Source organism: Aquabacterium sp. A3 (genome assembly GCF_038069945.1).
In the GTDB taxonomy this organism is placed as follows: domain Bacteria; phylum Pseudomonadota; class Gammaproteobacteria; order Burkholderiales; family Burkholderiaceae_C; genus Aquabacterium.
This window is the reverse complement of sequence record NZ_JBBPEV010000004.1, coordinates 168,325-187,300: the sequence shown is the minus strand read 5'-3', so window position 1 is coordinate 187,300 and position 18,976 is coordinate 168,325. Positions and strand designations below refer to the sequence as shown.

Annotated in this window: 19 protein-coding genes; 11 read left to right on the top strand and 8 right to left on the bottom strand. The window is 66.4% G+C overall.

Features of this window, described 5'->3' with window-relative positions; all coding sequences use genetic code 11:
• The first annotated feature begins 12 nt into the window (after positions 1-12).
• Entirely contained in the window at positions 13-861 is an 849-nt protein-coding gene (locus tag WNB94_RS13960; RefSeq protein ID WP_341391023.1) for an AraC family transcriptional regulator, read from the top strand.
• A gap of 42 nt (positions 862-903) precedes the next feature.
• On the opposite strand, the gene WNB94_RS13955 is transcribed toward WNB94_RS13960, so the two are convergent.
• Complete coding sequence (locus tag WNB94_RS13955) at positions 904-1,824, bottom strand: LysR family transcriptional regulator (RefSeq protein WP_341391022.1); 921 nt, start codon at positions 1,822-1,824, stop codon at positions 904-906.
• 88 nt (positions 1,825-1,912) lie between these two features.
• Between WNB94_RS13955 and WNB94_RS13950 the strand changes: the two genes are divergently transcribed.
• Both WNB94_RS13950 and WNB94_RS13945 read left to right on the top strand, forming a co-directional pair.
• Entirely contained in the window at positions 1,913-2,704 is a 792-nt protein-coding gene (locus WNB94_RS13950; RefSeq protein ID WP_341391021.1) for a sulfite exporter TauE/SafE family protein, read from the top strand.
• A 134-nt stretch (positions 2,705-2,838) separates the two neighbouring features.
• Entirely contained in the window at positions 2,839-3,321 is a 483-nt protein-coding gene (locus WNB94_RS13945) for a DUF456 domain-containing protein (RefSeq protein WP_341391020.1), read from the top strand.
• Between the two features lie 12 nt (positions 3,322-3,333).
• Here the strand turns inward: WNB94_RS13945 and WNB94_RS13940 are convergent, their stop codons facing one another.
• From WNB94_RS13940 to WNB94_RS13930, 3 genes are all read right to left on the bottom strand, one after another.
• Positions 3,334-3,807, bottom strand: coding sequence for a hypothetical protein (locus WNB94_RS13940; protein WP_341391019.1), 474 nt, complete (start codon positions 3,805-3,807; stop codon positions 3,334-3,336).
• A gap of 97 nt (positions 3,808-3,904) precedes the next feature.
• Entirely contained in the window at positions 3,905-4,567 is a 663-nt protein-coding gene (locus WNB94_RS13935) for a hypothetical protein (protein ID WP_341391018.1), read from the bottom strand.
• 185 nt (positions 4,568-4,752) lie between these two features.
• Entirely contained in the window at positions 4,753-5,640 is an 888-nt protein-coding gene (locus WNB94_RS13930) for an alpha/beta fold hydrolase (RefSeq protein ID WP_341391017.1), read from the bottom strand.
• A 59-nt stretch (positions 5,641-5,699) separates the two neighbouring features.
• Here WNB94_RS13930 and WNB94_RS13925 point away from each other — a divergent pair, with 59 nt between their 5' ends.
• From WNB94_RS13925 to WNB94_RS13905, 5 genes are all read left to right on the top strand, one after another.
• Complete coding sequence (locus tag WNB94_RS13925) at positions 5,700-6,413, top strand: CerR family C-terminal domain-containing protein (protein WP_341391016.1); 714 nt, start codon at positions 5,700-5,702, stop codon at positions 6,411-6,413.
• Entirely contained in the window at positions 6,370-7,566 is a 1,197-nt protein-coding gene (locus WNB94_RS13920) for an efflux RND transporter periplasmic adaptor subunit (RefSeq protein WP_341391015.1), read from the top strand. Before WNB94_RS13925 ends, WNB94_RS13920 begins: the two co-directional genes overlap by 44 nt.
• Positions 7,566-10,655, top strand: a complete 3,090-nt coding sequence (locus tag WNB94_RS13915) for an efflux RND transporter permease subunit (RefSeq protein ID WP_341391014.1) — start codon at positions 7,566-7,568, stop codon at positions 10,653-10,655. The genes WNB94_RS13920 and WNB94_RS13915 overlap by 1 nt, the downstream gene beginning before the upstream one ends.
• Before the next feature lie 98 nt (positions 10,656-10,753).
• Positions 10,754-11,350 carry an OmpA family protein gene (locus WNB94_RS13910; protein WP_341391013.1) on the top strand — a complete coding sequence of 199 codons (597 nt, stop codon included), beginning with the start codon at positions 10,754-10,756 and terminating at the stop codon, positions 11,348-11,350.
• On the top strand, positions 11,347-12,234 hold the full coding sequence (locus tag WNB94_RS13905; RefSeq protein WP_341391012.1) for a patatin-like phospholipase family protein: 888 nt from the start codon (positions 11,347-11,349) through the stop codon (positions 12,232-12,234). The genes WNB94_RS13910 and WNB94_RS13905 overlap by 4 nt, the downstream gene beginning before the upstream one ends.
• Before the next feature lie 69 nt (positions 12,235-12,303).
• On the opposite strand, the gene WNB94_RS13900 is transcribed toward WNB94_RS13905, so the two are convergent.
• Positions 12,304-13,488 carry an acetyl-CoA C-acyltransferase family protein gene (locus tag WNB94_RS13900; RefSeq protein WP_341391011.1) on the bottom strand — a complete coding sequence of 395 codons (1,185 nt, stop codon included), beginning with the start codon at positions 13,486-13,488 and terminating at the stop codon, positions 12,304-12,306.
• A gap of 187 nt (positions 13,489-13,675) precedes the next feature.
• Between WNB94_RS13900 and WNB94_RS13895 the strand changes: the two genes are divergently transcribed.
• A complete protein-coding gene (locus WNB94_RS13895) occupies positions 13,676-14,485 on the top strand; it encodes a 4-hydroxy-tetrahydrodipicolinate reductase (protein WP_341391010.1) in 810 nt (269 codons plus the stop codon).
• Positions 14,486-14,523: 38 nt separating this feature from the next.
• Complete coding sequence (gene pgl / locus WNB94_RS13890) at positions 14,524-15,252, top strand: 6-phosphogluconolactonase (RefSeq protein WP_341391009.1); 729 nt, start codon at positions 14,524-14,526, stop codon at positions 15,250-15,252.
• Positions 15,253-15,254: 2 nt separating this feature from the next.
• On the opposite strand, the gene WNB94_RS13885 is transcribed toward pgl, so the two are convergent.
• The 3 genes from WNB94_RS13885 to WNB94_RS13875 form a co-directional block, all read right to left on the bottom strand.
• A complete protein-coding gene (locus WNB94_RS13885) occupies positions 15,255-15,710 on the bottom strand; it encodes an acyl-CoA thioesterase (protein WP_341391008.1) in 456 nt (151 codons plus the stop codon).
• 63 nt (positions 15,711-15,773) lie between these two features.
• Positions 15,774-16,907, bottom strand: coding sequence for a fatty acid desaturase family protein (locus WNB94_RS13880; RefSeq protein ID WP_341391007.1), 1,134 nt, complete (start codon positions 16,905-16,907; stop codon positions 15,774-15,776).
• A gap of 28 nt (positions 16,908-16,935) precedes the next feature.
• Positions 16,936-18,054: a ferredoxin reductase gene (locus tag WNB94_RS13875; protein ID WP_341391006.1), complete on the bottom strand. Its 1,119-nt coding sequence runs from the start codon at positions 18,052-18,054 to the stop codon at positions 16,936-16,938.
• A gap of 129 nt (positions 18,055-18,183) precedes the next feature.
• Between WNB94_RS13875 and fabR the strand changes: the two genes are divergently transcribed.
• Entirely contained in the window at positions 18,184-18,879 is a 696-nt protein-coding gene (gene fabR / locus WNB94_RS13870; RefSeq protein WP_341391005.1) for an HTH-type transcriptional repressor FabR, read from the top strand.
• The last annotated feature ends 97 nt before the right edge of the window (positions 18,880-18,976 follow it).

Below are 18,976 nucleotides of genomic sequence, written 5' to 3'. Positions count from 1 at the left end.
GCGGTATTCAGGGTGCTTTCAGACGCTGGCAAGAACATTCATCCGGCCCCGCATGGGCTGACGCTTTATTACTGGCCGTGCAGCCTGATTTTGCTGGCGCGCACGCTGGTTCTGGATCGCTCGACCAGCCCCTTGTGCGCCACGCTGCGCATCGCCTGTGGCGAGCCTTACGAGATCGAGGTCAACGGTCAAACCCTGCGCACGCGGGCGTCGCTCGTGGCCCCGGGCGCCCGGCGCAACCGGGTCACGGCCATCGACAGCCGGGTGGCTTTGTTCTACATCCCCATCGACACCACCCGCTTGGCGCAGGTCAAGCAGATGCTGGGCACACAGGAGTTGATCAACCTGCCCATCGAGCAGTTCGCACATCTGTTGCCGGCCATCGAGTCGGCCTCTCGTGGAGAACTCAGCCCGGCAGATGCCCGATCCTTGATGGATCACACGGTGGCGGCCCTCATCGGTGAGCCTCTGGAGCCTCGTCAACCCAAGGACCCCAGGGTGCGCAAAGTGATTCAGGTGCTGGGCACCGTGCCGCTCAATGAAATCGACAGTGATGCCTTGTGTGCGCAGGTTCATCTGTCGGCGTCGCGATTGAGGGCGCTGTTCAAGGCAGAAACCGGCTGCACCATTCAGCAATACGCGCGGTGGCTGGCGGTCTGGCGCGCGTGTTTTCTGTGGCGACGTGGTTTGAGCTTCACGGCGATCGCGGCCGAAGCGGGGTTCCATGATCTGTCCCATGTGGATCATGCGTTCACCGAGGTGTTTGGCATCAGTCCCACCCAGGTGATCGACACGCGCAGCGTGGACCTGATCAATTGCGAAGAGTCATCGGCCGATGCTGGGGTGCCTGCGCTGATGTGAGCCGCGGTGGCGTCACGGGTGGCGGTGCTGCCTCAGCACACTTCACCAGGCCTCTTCAGGCCCGGCTTGCCGCAGCGGTGCAAAACGCTCGCTGAGGTGCTCCACAAACGCCACCACCTTGGCCGACAGGTTCTTACGGGCCGGGTACACAGCGTGGATGTCTGCGCCAGGCATTTGCCAGCCGGGCAACACCGCCTGCAGGCGGCCTGAACGCAGGTAAGGGGCCACATGCCACTCCGAGCGCTGCAAGATGCCCAGGCCCTGCAGGGCCCAGTCCAGGGCCACCTCGCCATCGTTGGTGGTGGCGGCCACGCCCAGCTTGACCGCCAGGGCGTGGCCCTGGGCATCGCGCATGGCCCACACGCCATGCACCTCGTCGCGTTCGCGGATGAAGATGCAGCGGTGCTTGCGCAGATCTTGCGGGTGTTGGGGTACACCGTGCTGCTGCAGATAGCGGGGGCTGGCCACCAGCAGTCGTCGGTTGCTCGCCAACTGGCGTGAGGTGACCCGTGCATCGGGCACCTCGCCAAAACGAATGCACACGTCGATGCCGTCTTCGTGTAACTGCAGGGGGCGGTCGGTGAGCTGCAGCTGCACTTCGACGCCCGGGTGGCGTTGGATGAAGCTGGCCACGGCCGGGCCGATGAAGTGACGACCAAAGCCAAACCCTGCGTTCACCCGCAGCAGGCCCTGGGGCTGGGCTCGGCGTCCCGCCACGCGCTGTTCCAGTTCATCGACCTCGGCCAGCAGGCGGCGGCCTTCTTCCTGGTAAAGCTCGCCTTCCTCCGTGAGCTGCATGCGCCGTGTGGTGCGGTTCATGAGGCGGATGCCCAGGCGAGCTTCCAGGGCGCTGAGCCGCCGGCTGACGGCACCGGTGGACACGCCCAGGTCCTGGGCCGCCGCCGACAGGTTGCGCGACTGGGCCAGCGTCACGAAGAAGGCCATGTCGGTGAGGTGTTGCATTGTTGATTTGAACGCAAGAATGCTTTTACTTAGAGGTGATTGAGTCTAATTCATCAATAAATAGACTGGCGGCCTGGAGGTGATGGGCATGCTGATGTGGATCGCGAATGTGGGGCTGGGCTTGGTGCTGGGTGGCGTGGGGGGCATGTTCGGCATCGGCGGCGGTTTGATGGCCATTCCCGTGCTGGTGTGGTTGTTTGGCATGGACCAGACCCTGGCCCAGGGCACCGCCCTGGTCATGGTGGTGCCCAACGTTGCGCTGGGGTTTTGGCGCTACAAGCAGCGCAATGCCATCCAGTGGCGTCCTGTGGTGTGCCTGGGGCTGGCCGCGGTGGCCTCGGCCACGGTGACGGCTTGGTGGGTCACACGCTGGCCATCGCACCACCTGCAAGGGGCTTTCGCGGTGTTCCTGCTGGTGATCGCGGCTTTGGCCGCACGGGGTGCCTGGCAAACCCGTGGCGCCAGCAAGCGCGTCGGGCAAGACGGGGCCCTGCCACGCCTGGACAACACCAGCGCTGAGCCGCCCACCTTGCCAGACCGCGGCATGGTGGGCCTGGGCCTGATCAGTGGGGTGTGCTCGGGCTTGTTCACGGTGGGCGGCGGGCTGGTGGTGGCCCCGGCCTTGACCACGTGGTTCGGGGTGCGGCGACAGACGCTGGCGCAGGGCCTGGGGCTGTCGGCGGTGGTGCCCGGCGCCGTGGCCGCCTTGGGGACGTACGCCATGGCGGGGCAGGTGAACTGGTCTTTGGGCGTGCCCATGGCGCTGGGGGGGCTGGCCGGGATCTCGTGGGGGGTGGCTCTGGCCCATCGCTGGCCCGAGCCCATGCTCCGGGGGGCGTTTTGTGTGATCTTGCTGCTCACCGCCGCAGCACTGGTGTGAGCCCCGGGCTCCAACGGTTCGGTTTTTTCGAAGTGAATTTACTTGTCTTTCTACTTGCAGTCTGACCTCGGTGCCCCCACGATCAATCAGAGCGGCCCGGGGTGCTCCTGCGTCGTTCTGAACTGGAGGTGTGCATGGATGTTTTTCTGGTGGTGCTGGCCGTGGGCCTGGTGATGCTGGGGTTGGCGGGCGTGGTGCTGCCCTTGTTGCCGGGCACGCCCTTGATCTTTGCAGGCTTGTGGCTCGGCGCTTCGCTGGACGGTTACCAGCATGTGGGTGGCTGGACGGTGCTGGCCCTGGGGCTGGTGGCCTTGCTGGCCTGGCTGGTGGACTACCTGGCCGCCGCCGTGCTGGTGAAAAAGGTGGGCGGCTCGGGCGCGGCAGCCACGGGTGCAGGGCTGGGCGCAGTGGCCGGGCTGTTTGCCGGTCTGCCGGGGCTCATCCTGGGCCCGGTGATCGGCGCCACCGCTGGTCAGTGGCGCAGCACGCCCGATGACGCGCGTCAGGCCGCGCGCGTGGGCATGGCGGCAGGCCTGGGCTTTGTGGCCGCCACGGTGGTGAAGGCCCTGCTGTCGCTGGGCATGATCATCTGGTTTGGTCTGGCCTGGTGGTTGTGAACGGGCCAGGCCTCAAGGGCAGCGCACCGCGTCGGTGGTGACCATGGCCACTTGGTTGCCCACCCTGGCGCGGGCCGAGGCACACACCAGGTGGCGGCCAGCGATCACGTCGGTGGCCTGCGTGCTGCACTGCGCGCTGTCGGTGCAGGTGGTTTGACGGGGGGTGTCGTGCCAGTCGGGCAGCCACCGCAGGTCGATGGCGTCCACGGGCCGGGCGTCGCCCGCCTGACCTGAGGTGGGGGATGTGGCCGCACACGCCCCATCGGTCACCCAGGCCTTCACGGACACCTGGCTGTAAACCACCCAGAAGCGGTCGTCGTGTTGCAGGTGCAGACAGAACGGGTTGGCCCGCGCTGCGCCAGCGATGTCGCCGCTCAGGGCCACGCTGTCCACCCGCCGGGTGGCTTGCTGGGACAAGGGTCGCAAGGTGCAGGCCTGGGTGCCCAGGGCCAGCACGGCAACCATGACGACAAGGCGTGCGCGCATGCCCGCATCATGAGCGGGCGCCCCCAACCCCCAGGCTGGAAATAAAGGGCGCAGCGGCCCGCTTCTTTCAAAGATGGTGCGGGCAGGCCCTGCGCGCTCAGGCGGCGGCGCGTTCGGAGGAAGGCAGCTCCATGGACTGCGATGCCTGACGGCGTGCCCGGCGGGCGTTGCGCGAGCCCTGGCGGCTTTCAGCTTGCAGCCTGGCTTGTTCTTCGGCCTGACGGGCGGCGTACTCGCCACGCAGCAGGGCCGCCATGCGCGGGCGCACCATCACCAGCACAAACACCATGGCCAGGCCCAGCACCGTGCCGTACAAGGTCATGAAGTCAACGTAATTGAACAGCTTGCCCAGGGGTTTGGCCAAACCCAGAAAAGCGGCAAACATCCACGAGGCGCCGCTGAGCGCTGCCATCACGGCCGTGAGGTTCACGGTGCGGCGAAAAGGGCTGACCCGTTGGCCCAGGCGCTCGAAAAAGCGGGTGTGCAGGTAATAGCCATTGATGCTGAGCACCACCACCACGGTCAGCTTGGCCAGCAGTTTGGGCATGGCCATCATGGCGTGAAGGTCAAAACGGGTGTCGATCCAGACGATCAACGCACCCGTGGCCCATAAACCGATCAGCGCCCACATCACCAGGCGGCTGGCCCAGTGCAGCAGTGCGCGGTCCACGCGCTGGTGCTTGAACAGCGACAAGTCGGCGTAGGCGATGCCGATGGCTGCGACCACAAAGCTGCCCACGTGCAGCATGATCAAAAGCATGCGTTCAATGTCCACGTCATCTCTCCCTTAAAGCCTGTTTAGTTCAGCAGGAATTCGTGACACTTTGCACGCATGGCGCCGGAATCCCGGCTGTAACTGCAATCAGTTGTGACCGAAATCCCCTGTTTGTTACATTTTCTTGCATATGTCGGCCCCCCCTGTTTCGGCGGTACCCCTACAAGCCCTCAGGTGATTCCTTCTGGCAACAGACAGGCGCGCACGCGTGCTGCCGTGTCCTGTGGACGTTCCTGCATGAAGCAGTGCCCGCCGGGCACCAACTGCGTCTGCACCGCCGGATTGATGTCGGCCCAGCGGTGCACCGATTCGGTGACGAAGCTGAAGGTGTGCTGTGCGTGCAGTACCTCCGTGGGGGTGCGCACCCGTCCGAGTTGGTTCCATAGTCGCTCTGGGCCCGAGCTGAAGATCTCGGCCTCGCGTGAGGGGTGGCATTTCAGGGTCACGCTGCCGTCCGTGTCGTCGCGCAAGCCGTGGGTGACAAAGGCGTTCAGGGCGTCGTCTTGCCACCCTTTGTAAACGCCTCGCCCCCGCAGGCCGTCCAGGGCCTCTTGACGGCTGGCCCACCGAGCGCGGCGACCCCGTGCCTGGCGTGCCAGTGGGGCATGACGGGCCATGCCGGTGGCTTCGGCCAAGGTCAGGCCCAACACCATGGAGGGCGTGAACAGCACCGGATCGAGCAGCACCGCCCGCGTGAACCGCTGCGGGTGCTGCGCCAGCAAGAGCGCAGTGAGCACGCCGCCAAAGCTGTGCCCCACGGCCACGGTGGGCACCTGCTCAAAGGCGCGCCCTTGCGCCTGCAGGGCTTCCAGGGCCAGATCGGCATTGCGGTTCCAGCCCACGAACGGCCCACCATGATCGCTGTCGCCGTGCCCCTGGATGTCGCACAGCCACAGGTCGAAGTCGGCCGCCAGGTGGCTCAGCATGGGTTCGTACATGCGGCCACAAAATCCGTTGCCATGCAAAAAATGCAGCAGGGGGCGTCCCCGAGGAGGGGTGTGCCAACCCCTTAACGTGAAGCCGGCCGAACTGGGGTGCTGCCATGAAATCCACTGCATGGCCGGCATTGTGCCTTTGCCGTCTGCGCACCGCCTGAAACTGGAGTAGCATGCGCGCGATGAAAGTTAATCAAGCGCTTGATTCTGGTGCTGGTGAGCCGGTCGAGGGCGATGCCTTGTCGGCCTCCAGCCGGGGTGAGCGGGCCCGTGAGCGCCTGCTGGCGGAGGCCATGCGCATCTTTGCCCAAAAAGGCTATGCCCGTGCATCCACCCGCGAGATCTGTCAGGCTGCCGGCCAGAACGTGGCCTCCATCCACTACTACTTTGGGGACAAGGCCGGCTTGTACCGCGCCGTGTTGTTGCGGCCCATCGAGGCCATCGGTGTGGATCTGGGGGCCTTTGATGCGCCAGGGCTCAGTCTGGCGCAGTCGCTGCGCCGCATGATGACGGCCTTCTTGTGTCCGCCCGAGGCGGGGGCACCGCTGGAGCCCGAGATGTTGTTGTACCTGCGCGAGATGATCGAGCCCAGCGGCGCCTTTCACGACGTGGTGGCACAGCACATCCTGCCCCTGCACCAGCGGGTGGTGCGCTTGCTGGCCCGCCACGTGGGGGTGGACGAGCCTGACGATGCCTTGCACCAACTGGCGTTTGCCTTGTCGGCGATGGTGCATGACTACGGCATGTCGCGGGCGTTCATGGACGGCCTGGCGCCGGGCTTGTTGAACGGCGAGGGGGCGATGCAGCGTGTGCTGGACCGCCTGGTGGGCTATGGCGTGGCCCTGGTAGAACATGAGCAACGGGCGCGTGCCCGAGGTGAGCACCATGAGCAATGAGCGGATGTGGCGACGGGCGGCACCATGGGGCGCTGCAGCGCTGTTGGGCCTGGCGGGGGTGGCATGGGTGCAATCTCGTGCCGATGATGGCCGTGAGGAGTCGGCCGCGCCTGCAGCGGTCGGGGCCGCATCGGCGCCGGCCAAGGCGGCGCTCAGCGTGTCGCTGGTGAGCCCGGTGGCCGCCCAGTGGCCGGTCGAGTTGAGTGCAAACGGCACCATCGCAGCCTGGCAAGAGGCGGTGGTGGGGGCCGAAGCGGGCGGGCTGCGCCTGGATGTCGTGGCGGTGAATGTGGGCGACCGCGTGCGCAAAGGCCAGTTGCTGGCCAGCCTGGCCGCCGAGTCGGTGAGGGCGGATGCGCTCAACGCGCAGGCGGCCTTGCAGGAGGCCGAGGCCCTGGCCCAGGAGGCGCAGGCCAACGCCGATCGCGCCCGGGCCCTGCAGGCCAGCAAGGCCATGAGCGCGCAAGAAGCCCAGCGCGCCCTGACGGCCGAGCAGACGGCCCGTGCCCGTGTGCAGTCGGCCCAGGCCCAGGTGGCCACTCAGGCGGTGCGCCTGCGTCAGACCCGCATCGTGGCCCCAGACGATGGGGTGATCTCGGCCCGCGTGGCCACGGTGGGCGCGGTGGTGCAGCCGGGGCAGGAATTGTTCAGGCTCATCCGCCAGCAGCGCCTGGAGTGGCGTGCCGAGCTGCCCTCGGCCGATCTGGCCCGAGTGCGCCCTGGCATGAAGGCCGTGGCCGTGCCGCCCGGTGGGCAGCCGATCGAAGGCCAGGTGCGCATGGTGGCCCCCACGGTGGATGCCTCCACCCGCAACGGCCTGGTGTACGTGGATTTGCCCGCCAGCGCCTTGCAGGCCGGGGCCCGCGCCGGCATGTTCGCGCCGGGGCGTGTGCTGGTGGGGCAGGGCAGTGGGCTGACGCTGCCGCAAACCGCAGTGCTGCTGCGCGACGGCTTTTCTTACGTGTTCAGGCTGGAGCCCGGTGGTACCGTGGCCCAGACGAAGGTTCAATTGGGCCGCCGTCAGGGCGACCGGGTGGAGGTGCTGTCGGGGCTGGACGCCCAGGCCCAGGTCGTGGCCGCCGGGGTGGCGTTCCTGGCGGACGGTGATGCCGTGCGGGTGGTGGCTGAACCTGCCACCCGGAAGGGCTCGTGATGAACGTTTCGGCCTGGTCCATCCGGAACCCGATTCCGGCCATCATGCTGTTCATCATGCTCACGATCGTGGGCCTGATGGGCTTTGCGGGGATGAAGATTCAGAACTTCCCCGACATCGACCTGCCCACCATCACGGTCAGTGCCGCCCTGCCAGGGGCTGCGCCAGCCCAGCTTGAAACCGAGGTGGCGCGCAAGCTCGAGAACTCGATCGCCACGCTGCAGGGCATCAAACACATCTACACCCGTGTGCAGGACGGCAACGTGCTGGTGACGGTGGAGTTTCGGCTGGAAAAGCCCACCCAGGAAGCGCTGGACGAAGTGCGTGACGCCGTGGCCCGTGTGCGCGCAGACCTGCCCGGTGACCTGCGTGACCCGGTGATCGCCAAGATGAACCTGTCGGGTTCGCCCATCCTGACGTACACCGTGGCGTCGGACCGTCGGGACACGGAGGCGCTGTCCTGGTTCGTGGACCACACCGTGACCAAGCGCCTGCTGGCGGTCAAGGGCGTGGGTGCCGTGGCGCGCGTGGGTGGCGTCACCCGGGAAGTGCATGTCGATCTGGACCCGGCTCGCTTGCTGGCGCTGAACGCCACCGCCGCCGACGTGTCGCGCCAGTTGCGCGCGGTGCAGCAAGAGGCCTCCGGTGGGCGGGTGGACTTCGGGGGCCTGGAGCAGACCGTGCGTGCCATCGCCACCGTGCGCTCGGCCGACGAGTTGGCGGCCATGGACATTGCCTTGAGCGATGGCCGACGTGTTCGGCTGGATCAGATCGCCACCGTGCGCGACACCGTGGCCGAGCAGCGTTCGGGGGCGATGCTGGATGGCCGCCCCGTGGTGGCGTTCGAGATCACGCGGGCCAAGGGCGCTGGCGAGGTGGATGTGGCCGAAGGCGTACAGCAGGCGCTGGCGGCGCTGCGCGTCGATCACCCGGACGTTCAGATCGTCGAGTCGTTCAACTTTGTGGACCCGGTGGTCGAGAACTACGACGGCTCCATGCACCTGTTGTACGAAGGGGCCATCCTGGCCGTGGTGGTGGTGTGGTTTTTCCTTCGCGACTGGCGGGCCACCGTGGTGGCTGCGGCCGCCTTGCCCTTGTCGGTGATCCCGGCCTTTGGCGTGATGTACCTGATGGATTTCTCCATCAACGTGGTGACGCTGCTGTCGCTGTCGCTGGTGGTGGGCATCCTGGTGGATGACGCCATCGTCGAGATCGAAAACATCATGCGCCACCTGGCCATGGGCAAGGCCCCGCTGGATGCGGCGCGCGAGGCGGCCGACGAGATCGGGCTGGCGGTGATCGCCACCACCTTCACCTTGATCGCGGTGTTCTTGCCCACGGCCTTCATGAGCGGTGTGGCGGGCAAGTTCTTCGTGCAGTTTGGGTGGACGGCGGCGATTGCGGTGTTCTTTTCGCTGGTGGTGGCGCGCATGCTCACGCCGATGATGGCCGCTTATCTGCTCAAGCCGCCCAAGGGCGAGCACCCTGATCCTCGCTGGATGACCCGCTACCTGGGGTGGGCCCGCTGGTGTCTGAGGCACCGCTGGCTGACCATGGTGGCCGTGGCGCTCTTCACGGGGATGGCCATCTTGCTGGTGGGCCGCCTGCCCACTGGCTTCATCCCGCCAGATGACCTGTCTCAGACCCAGGTGAGCCTGGAGTTGCCGCCAGGCAGCACCTACGCGCAGACGCTGGAGGCGGCCGAGGCCGCGCGCCAGATCGTGGCCGCCCATGAGCACGTCAAGCTGGTCTACACGGCCATCGGTGGCGGGGCCGCAGGCAGCGACCCCTTCATGCCGCAGGGTGTGGGCCAGGTCAACAAGGCCACGCTGACGCTGAACATGACCCACCGCAACGACCGACCGGGCGTGAGCAAGCAGGTCATTGAAGGCCAGTTGCGTCAGGCCATGGAGGCCCTGCCCGGGGTGCGCGTGAAGGTCGGCTTCGGGGGCTCGTCAGAGAAGTACGTGCTGGTGGTGTCTGGGGAGGACGGCGCCATGGTGGCGCAGCATGCGGCCGTGGTCGAGCGCGAATTGCGTGGGATCCCGGGCATTGGCGCCGTGACCTCGTCTCAAAGTCTGGTGCGTCCCGAGCTGGTCGTGCGGCCCGATCCGGCGCGTGCGGCCGATCTGGGCGTGAGCACCTCGGCCATCGCCGACACGCTGCGCATCGCCACCCAGGGCGATTACGAGCAGGGGCTGCCCAAGCTGAACCTCTCGCAGCGGCAGGTGCCGGTGGTGGTGCGCCTGCCCGCCGAAGCCCGCACCGACCTGTCTTTGCTGGCGCGGCTGCCCGTGCCCGGCGTGCGGGGGCCTGTGCCTTTGGGCAGCGTGGCCACCTTGTCGATGGACAGCGGGCCGGCCCAGATCAGCCGCTATGACCGCCAGCGCAACATCAACTTCGAGATCGAGTTGAACCAACAGCCCCTGGGCGAGGTGGAAAAGCGCGCCATGGCCCTGCCCAGCATCCAGAACCCGCCGCCTGGCGTGGCCATCTCCACGCTGGGGGATGCCGAGGCCATGAACGAGCTGTTTGCCAGTTTTGGCCTGGCCATGCTCACGGGCATCCTGTGCATCTACATCGTGCTGGTGCTGCTGTTCAAGGGCTTCATGCAACCGGTCACCATCCTCGTGGCGCTGGTGCTGTCGGTGCCCGGGGCCATCTTTGCCCTGTGGGTGACCCAGCAAGCCTTGTCCATGCCGTCCATGATCGGCTTGATCATGCTGATGGGCATCGCCACCAAGAACTCGATTCTGCTGGTGGACTATGTGCTCATCGCGCGCAATGACCATGGCCTGAGCCGTTGGGATGCGGTCATCGATGCCTGCCACAAGCGGGCACGCCCCATCATCATGACCACCATCGCCATGGGCGCAGGCATGATGCCCATTGCGCTGGGCATTGGCGTGGATCCCAGCTTCCGCTCACCCATGGCCATCGTGGTCATTGGCGGCTTGATCACGTCCACCTTCCTCAGCCTGTTGGTGATCCCGGTGGTGTTCACGTTCGTGGACGACCTGATCACGCTCAGTGGCCGGGCCTGGGGCCGCGCGTTTGTCCGTAATCCGGATGCTTCTGTGGGTGGATGACCGTCAACCCCCTTGCATGAGGGGGGTGCTTCGCTTCTGATCACGCCTGGTGTCTGCCCTAATCGGGGGCAGACACAATGTTCACGGAGAAGCATGGCATGAGATGGTGGCGATCCTGCCTGGTGGTCCTTTGGCTGGGGGCACTGGCGGGGCTGATGGTGGGCTGTGCCCACAAGCCCTCACCTCGGGTGACGCTGGCGGTGGCGCAGACCGATCGTGGCGTCATGATCTGGCTGGCTGAACACCTGTTGTTCGATTTTGACCAGGACACCCTGTCGGCATCGGCGGGGCCTTACCTGGACCGCGTCGCCGACATCCTTCGCACCCAGACCACGGAGCACCTGCTGCTGGAAGGACACACCGACAACATCGGCGCTGGCAGCTACAACCTGCAACTGTCGCAACGTCGGGCCGATGCGGTGGCCCAGGCCCTGCAGGCGCGGGGGGTGGCGGCCTCTCGGCTCAAGGCCGTGGGGGTGGGCATGCAACAACCTCTGGCCCCCAATGATGTGGCCGTCGGGCGCCGCTTGAACCGCCGCGTCGAGCTCATCGTGCTGAATGAAACGGTGGCCCGGCTCACCAAGGGGCAACCGGCCAACGCCTTTGAAGATGCTTTTGCGCGTTTGAAGGCCGAACTGGAGGCCGTGACCGCCAGCCCCCTGAACCTGCCGGCCACGGCGGCGGGGCCGCGATGAGCACACGCCGGCAGTGGTTGAGCCAGGCGCTGGTTCTGGGTGGTGCGTCGACGGTGGGCTGGCCAGGCGTGCTGCGGGCCCAGAGCGAAGCGGCGCCCCGCATGGCGCTGGTGTTGGGCGGCGGTTCGGCCCGTGGGTTTGCCCACATTGGCGTGATCAAGGCGCTGGAGGCTCATGGCATCCGCCCTGACGCCATCTTCGGTGCCAGCGCCGGCGCGCTGGTGGGGGCCTTTTGGGCCGCTGGCGTCACGGCAGCGGCCATGGAGTCACTCGCTTACCGCGTGCGCGACGACGAGGTGATCGACCTGGTGGCCGGGCAGGCCGGCGCGCGACGGGGCATCGTGTCGGGGCATGCCCTGCAGGCCTTTGTGAACCAGCAACTGGAGCGCCGCCCCATCGAATCCTTTCCCATCCCGTTTCGGGCGGTGGCCACCCGTTACCCGCAGGGCGCGCTGCATGTGTTCAAACAAGGGGATGCGGGCTTTGCCGTGCGTGCCTCGTGCAGCTTGCCGGGGGTGTTTTTGCCGGCTGCGCGAGGCGACGAAGAGTTTCTGGACGGCGGGCTGATCAGCCCCATCCCCGTGCAGTCGGCCCGTGCCGAAGGGTACGAGCTGGTGGTGGCCGTTGACGTGGGCGGCGCCGATCCCGGCAACCTTCAGGAGCGGGGTGGGGGCTTGTTCCAGGTGTTGTTGCGTTCGTTCGAGATCATGGGCGACGCCTTGCGGCGCCAGGAAGGCGCTCGCGCCGACATCCTCGTGCGGCCAGACGTCTCGCGCATCAGCAGCACCGACTTTGCTGCGCGCCGCGTGCTGGTGGAGGCCGGCTTCCAGGCCGGACAGCGCCTGGCGCCGGTGATTCGACAAAAGCTGCAGCGTGGGCGCTGAGGCGTTCCACGCGCCCAGGAATGACACAGGGCCCCGAAGGGCCCTGTGTCACGTCGATGAGCCGTTCGCTCAGACGCGTTCGATCACCATCGCGATGCCCTGGCCACCACCAATGCACATCGTGATCAGGGCGTAGCGACCGCCAGTGCGCTGCAGTTCGTAGATGGCCTTGGTCACCAGGATGGCGCCGGTGGCGCCCACGGGGTGGCCCAGCGAAATGCCCGAACCATTGGGGTTGGTCTTGTCGTTGGGGAAGCCCATTTCCTTGGACACGGCGCAGGCCTGGGCGGCGAAGGCCTCGTTGGCTTCGATGAGGTCGAGGTCGGACACCTTCAGACCGGCCTTCTCCAGCGCCAGCTTGGAGGCGGGCACCGGGCCGATGCCCATGTACTCGGGCTCCACACCGGCGTGGGCGTAGGACACCAGGCGGGCCAGGGGCTTCAGACCCAGGGCCTTGGCCTTCTCGGCCGAGGCCATCACCACGGCGCCAGCACCGTCGTTCAGGGTCGAGGCGTTACCGGCGGTGACCGTGCCTTCTTCCTTCTTGAAGGCGGGCTTCATCTTGCCCAGCGCGTCGGCGGTGGTGTCGGCCTTCACGCCTTCGTCGGTGTCGAACAGCACCACACCCTTGCGGGTCTTGAGCTCCACCGGCACGATCTGGTCCTTGAAGCGGCCGGCCTCGATGGCGGCGGCGGCGCGCTGCTGCGACTGCGTGGCGTAGGCGTCTTGCTGCTCACGGCTGATCTCGTAACGGGCGGCCACGTTTTCAGCGGTGATGCCCATGTGGATGTGCAGACGCGGATCGTGCAGGGCGCCCAGCATGAAGTCCAGCATCTTCACATCGCCCATGCGGGCACCCCAGCGGTTGGAGGTGACCAGGTAGGCGCCACGGCTCATGGATTCGGCGCCGGCGCCGATGGCCACGTCGCAGTCGCCCAGCAAGATGGCCTGGGCCGCCGACACCACGGCCTGCAGGCCCGAACCGCACAGGCGGTTGACGTTGAATGCCGGGGCCTCTTGCGGCACGCCCGCGTTCAGGGCCGCGACACGGCTGATGTAAGCGTCTTGCGGAACGGTGGGAATGACATTGCCCATGACCACATGGCCGACGTCCTTGGCTTGCACGCCAGCGCGCTCCAGCGCGGTCTTGATGACCAGGGCGCCCAGGTCGGCGGGCGGAACATCCTTGAGAGCGCCACCAAAGCTGCCAATGGCAGTGCGGGCGGCACCAACGAAAACGACTTCACGTGTCATGGGAATCTCCAGAAGGAAGAGGGCAGGCGTTCAGCACATTGAACGCGCATTCTGCACTGGGTGCTTGTCAGATTATCCCTGTTTCGTGCACTGCACCATGGTCTGCCGGGATCAATGTCCCTCGGTATTTTGTATTTGTGCAAATGGAAATAGAATCGGCCTCCCGCTGCACAGATAGGAGAACGACATGGAACGACGACCCGTGATGGGGGGCCGCCGCCTGAGGGTGGGGCTCATGGGCCTGGGCCGCATTGGCGCCCTGGTGGCGTCCGAGTTGCGTGCCGCACCGGACATGGACCTGTGCTGGGCGGTGCGGCGTCAGCCCGCCACCGACGACCCCGCCGACCAAGCGGCCCCTGTGGTGTGCGCAGAAGCGGAGCTGAACGCCGCGTTCGTGCGTGCGCACCCTGTGGACGTGGTGATTGATTTTTCGTCGGCCTGTGCGGTGCGCCATTACCCCATGCTGGCCCGCGAAGGCTGCCGCATCGTGTCGGCCATTTCTCGCTATGAGCCCGAGCAGCAGCAGGTGCTGGATGAGGCGTGTGGCCTCACGGCCATCCTGCAATCGCCCAACATCACCCTGGGCATCAACTTTGTGCTGGTGGCTTCGCGGCTCATGCAGCGACTGGCGCCTTATGCCGACGTCGAGGTGGTCGAGGAGCATTTCCGAGACAAGCCCGAGACGTCGGGCACGGCGCTCAAGCTGGCCTCTGCCCTGGGGCTGGACCCCGCCACCCAGGTCAATTCCATCCGCGTGGGGGGCATCGTGGGGCGCCACGAGGTGATCTTCGGGCTGCCCAATCAAACCATCCGCCTGATCCATGAAAGCATCAGTGGCAAGGCGTTTGGCCAAGGCGCCATGTTTGCCGCACGCTGGTTGGCGCAGCAACCCACCGGGCGCTACACCATGGAAGAGGCCGTGCGCGCGACGTTCGCCGCCACCCTGGCCGATGACCTTGCCGCCCAACCGGCCGAGCACGTGACCGAGTTGATCTGATCGGCCACGCCCGCGGGCCTCGGCCTATGATGGTCGGCATGAAGTCGCCCACCTTTTACACGCACGCCGCCCAGGACCCCGACGGCCTGGCGCGCGAGCTGGCCGCCTTCGTGGCCGACCACCTCAAAGAGGCCCTGCGAGAGCGTGGGCAGGCCCTGCTGGTGGTGTCGGGCGGCAGCACGCCGATTCCATTTTTCGAGGCCTTGTCGGCCTGGCCGCTCGACTGGTCTGCGGTGCACGTGACCCTGGCCGACGAGCGGTGCGTGCCCGAGCTGAATGAGCACAGCAATGCGCGCCTGGTGAGGCAGCACCTGTTGCGTGGGCAGGCCCGCTCAGCGCAACTGCATCCCTTGCTTCACGAGGCCCTGGGCGAGCACCCCGATCAGCACACGCGCCAGGCCCGTGCCGAGGCGATGCTGAGCACCTTGCCATGGCCTGCTGACGTGGTGGTGCTGGGCATGGGCAGTGACGGGCACACCGCGTCGTTGTTTCCGCACGCGCCTGAACTGGCCGAGGCGCTGGACCCGGAGGGCCACCGGCGCTGTCTGGCCGTGTCGGCGCCGGCGCTGCCCAACGTGCCTGTGCCCCGCCTGACCTTGACCGCCCGCGCTTTGCTGGACAGCCGCGTCATCGTGGTGCACACCACCGGGGCGGGCAAGCGCGAGTTGCTGGAACAGGCGTGCCAGCCAGGCGACACGCACCCCTGGCCCATCCGCATGGTGTTGCTGCAAGACGAGGTGCCGTGTCACCTCTTTCATGTGGACTGATGTCAGTGTGCGGGTTGCTGTCGCGCACTCAGCCTGGCCATGAAGGCATGGGGCACCTCGGAGACCTTTTTGCCGCCGTCTGCGCTGGGGCCGACGAACACCACGCCGGTCTTGCCGCGCGCCACTTCGCGGTCTGAGGCCTTGTCTCGCAGGCGAAACACCAGGTCAAAGCCGTACTTGTTGAAGTCGGCCGGCACCATGTCGATCTGCATGGTTTCGCCGTAGAAGGCTTCCGACTTGTACTGGGCCATCATGTCACCCACCACCAGGGTGAGCCCTTCGATGTCCAGTTCGCCCTGGTAGCCCAGCCACCGAAAGAACCGCACGCGGGCCTCGGAGACGAGGGTCAGCAACAGCGCGTTGTCCAGGTGTCCGCCTTGATTGACGTGGCTGATGTAGATGGGCACGTCCGTGCTGAACAGAAACTCCGGGGGCAGATCAAACTGGATGCGGGCCATGAGGGGGAGCGGCAAATGAAAACCCGCCCATGATAGGGCGGGTTTCTACCAGGGGTGCTGGCGTCAGCGGGTTTGCAGTTCGCCCGAGGGCACCGACGGCTGGCTGGGGAAGCTGTGCCGCAGGATGCGCCAGATCACCTGGCTGAACTGCCCCACCATCGAGCCCGTGTTGTAGTGGATGCCGTAGCGGCGGCAGATGTCGCGCACCACGGGCGCCATCTCGGCATAGCGGTTGGCCGGCACGTCGGGGAACAGGTGGTGCTCGATCTGGTGGCTGAGGTTGCCCGTCATGATGTGCAGCAGCTTGCTGCCCGTCAGGTTGGACGAGCCCATGATCTGGCGCAGATACCACTGGGCGCGCGTTTCGTTCTTCACCACGCTCTTGGGGAAGGTGTGCACGTCGGTGGTGAAGTGGCCACAAAAGATCACGGTGTAGGTCCACACATTGCGAATGCCGTTGGCGATCAGGTTGCCCAGGAACACCATGCCGAACACCGGCCAGGCCAGCAGCGGAAAGACCACGTAGTCCTTGACCAGCTGGCGGCGCGCCTTGCGCACGGTGGGCGCGGCCTCGCGCGCCAGCTGACGCCAGGTGATGCGGCCGATGAAGACGCGGCCCACGCGCAGATCCTGGATGGCCACACCCCACTGGAACAGCAGCGCAAAGATCACGGCGTACAGGGGTTGGAACAAGGTGGCCGGGTGCCACTTCTGCTCAGGAAACAGGCGCAGCACGTCGTAGCCGATGTCGTCGTCCATGCCATGCACGTTCGTGTAGGTGTGGTGCTTGAAGTTGTGCGTCTTGCGCCAACTGTCGCTGGTGCCGACGATGTCCCACTCGAAGGTCTTGCCCTGGAATTTAGGGTCACCCATCCAGTCGAACTGGCCGTGGATGACGTTGTGCCCCAACTCCATGTTGTCCAGGATCTTGGAGATGCCCAGCAGGGCCACCCCGAGCGCCCACACGCCCCACATCCAGACACCCGACAGCAGCAGGCCCGACATCAGCAGCACACGGCCGGCCATCTCGGTGTAGCGCACGGCTTTGAAAATGCGACGGATGTAGCGGGCATCGCGCTCGCCCAGGTCGGCCACGGTGCGGGCGCGCAGCGCGTCGATCTCGGCACCGAAGCGCGCCAGTTCGTCGGGGCCGATCGCGCGTGTCGGGTGGGGCAGGGCAGGGCTTGGGGTGCTCATGGTGGCGGTGGTCAACAAGGCAAAGGGTTCAAAGGTCGAGGCTGAGATCGCTGCTGGCGCGGCTGACACACAGGCGCACGGGCATGTCGGCTTCGCTCGTGATGTCGCCGCGCTGGGTGTCCAGCGTGCTGCCGCTGTGGCGGGTGCACACGCAGGTGTGGCAGATGCCCATGCGGCAGCCCGATCGCGGGTTCAGGCCCTGGGCCTCCAGCGCCTCCAGCAAGCTGGTGCCGGTGCTGACGGCCAGGGTGCGGCCCGTGCGTGCCAGGTGCACGTGCACCGTGCGGGCGTCGGTGTCGGGCAGTGCAGAGGTGGACGCCGACACCGGTGCGGTGGGTGTGAAGCCCTCGGCCATGAAGCGCAGGGCCCGCGGCTGAACCCACTGGCGGGCGGCCTCCACGAAGCCGCCGGGGCCGCAGGCGTAGACCTGGTGTTCGGGCCATGCGGGCACCAGATGGTCCAGTTGCATCTGATTGATGAGGCCCCGGTGTTCATGGGCCAGCACCTCGGGCTCGTGGGTCAGCACAGGCACAAAACGAAAGCGTGGCTCGCGGGCCTCCAGGGCCTGCAACTCGCGCACAAAGCAGAGCTCGGCCCGTGTTTTGGCCCAGTAGATCAGGGTCAGCTCCACTGGCATGTGCCGGGCTGCCAGGGCCCGGGTCAGCCCCATCAGGGGGGTGATGCCACTGCCAGCGGCCAGGAACAACCAGCGGCCGCTGGGCTGGGCGGGCAAGGTCATGTCCCCAAAAGCCGGGCCGATCTCCAGCACCTCGCCCACCTGGGCGTGTTGCACGAGGTGGGTGCTCAGCGCACCACCCTCCACCCGTTTGACGGTGATGCTGATCGTGTCTTGAGAGGGCAGGCTGGTCAGGCTGTAGCTGCGCGTGACCTTGCGGCCACGCACTTCGGCCGACACATTCACGTGTTGACCAGGCAGGTAGGTGCCCACGTGCCGATTGGGCCTGAGCACCAAGGTCACGGTGTCCAGCGCCTCGATGCGGCGCGAGACGATGCGCGCCAGCGGGCGCGACCACGACCAGGTCGGGTTGACGTGGCTGGCCCAGAAATCGAACACCGACGGATCGACCATGGGCTCAAGCCAGCGCTTCAAAAGCGGCGCAGAGGAGGTGGAGAGGTTCGACGACATGCGATCAGTATACGCACATCAACACAATTGTCTATACACTTGTGCATTAATGTGGGCGCGTTATGATGTGCCCTGACCTGACAGAGGCCAGCCGGCAACGGCCTGTTCACCACTGCGGGTTTCGATGTCATGCACACCTCACCCCACGATCTTCACGCACAGCGCACCGATGCGTCGCATCGCGCGGCTGGCGCCGCCTCGCCTGGTCGCAAGGCGGTGATCTCGCGAGAAGACATCATTGCCGCGGCGCTGACCTTGCTGGGGCCCCACCGCAGTGTGTCCACCCTCAGCCTGCGTGAGGTGGCCCGCGAGGCGGGCATCGCCCCCAACAGTTTTTACCGCCAGTTCAGAGACATGGACGAACTGGCCGTGGCCCTGATCGATCGGGCGGGGCAGTCACTTCGGCGCATCATCGGTGAGGCACGTCAGCGGGCCACCGTGGAGCGCAGCGTGGTGCGTGCCTCGGTCGAGGCCTTCATGGATCAACTGCGCAGCGATGACAAGCTGCTGCACATCCTGTTGCGAGAGGGCTTGGTAGGCTCGGATGCCTTCAAGCAGGCGGTGGACCGTCAGCTGTCGTATTTCGAAGACGAGCTTCGGCAAGACCTGATCAGGCTGGCCCAGGCCCATCAGACCGGGCTGTACGAGCCGGCCCTCACCGCCAAGGCCATCACCCGCCTGGTGTTCACCATGGGCGCCACGGCCATGAACCTGCCGGCTCAGCAGCATGCCGAGTTCACGGAGCAGGTGGTCTTGATGGTGCGCATGATCGTGGCGGGCACCCAGACCATGGCGGCGGTGGCGCCTGAATTGCTGACGAGGTGAGACCCCGTTTGGTGGCGTCGCCACCGCGATGGTGGCCGTGTCACATGGCGCAGGCACGATGACCCTCGTTGTGCACCAACTTGGCCCATAACTTGCT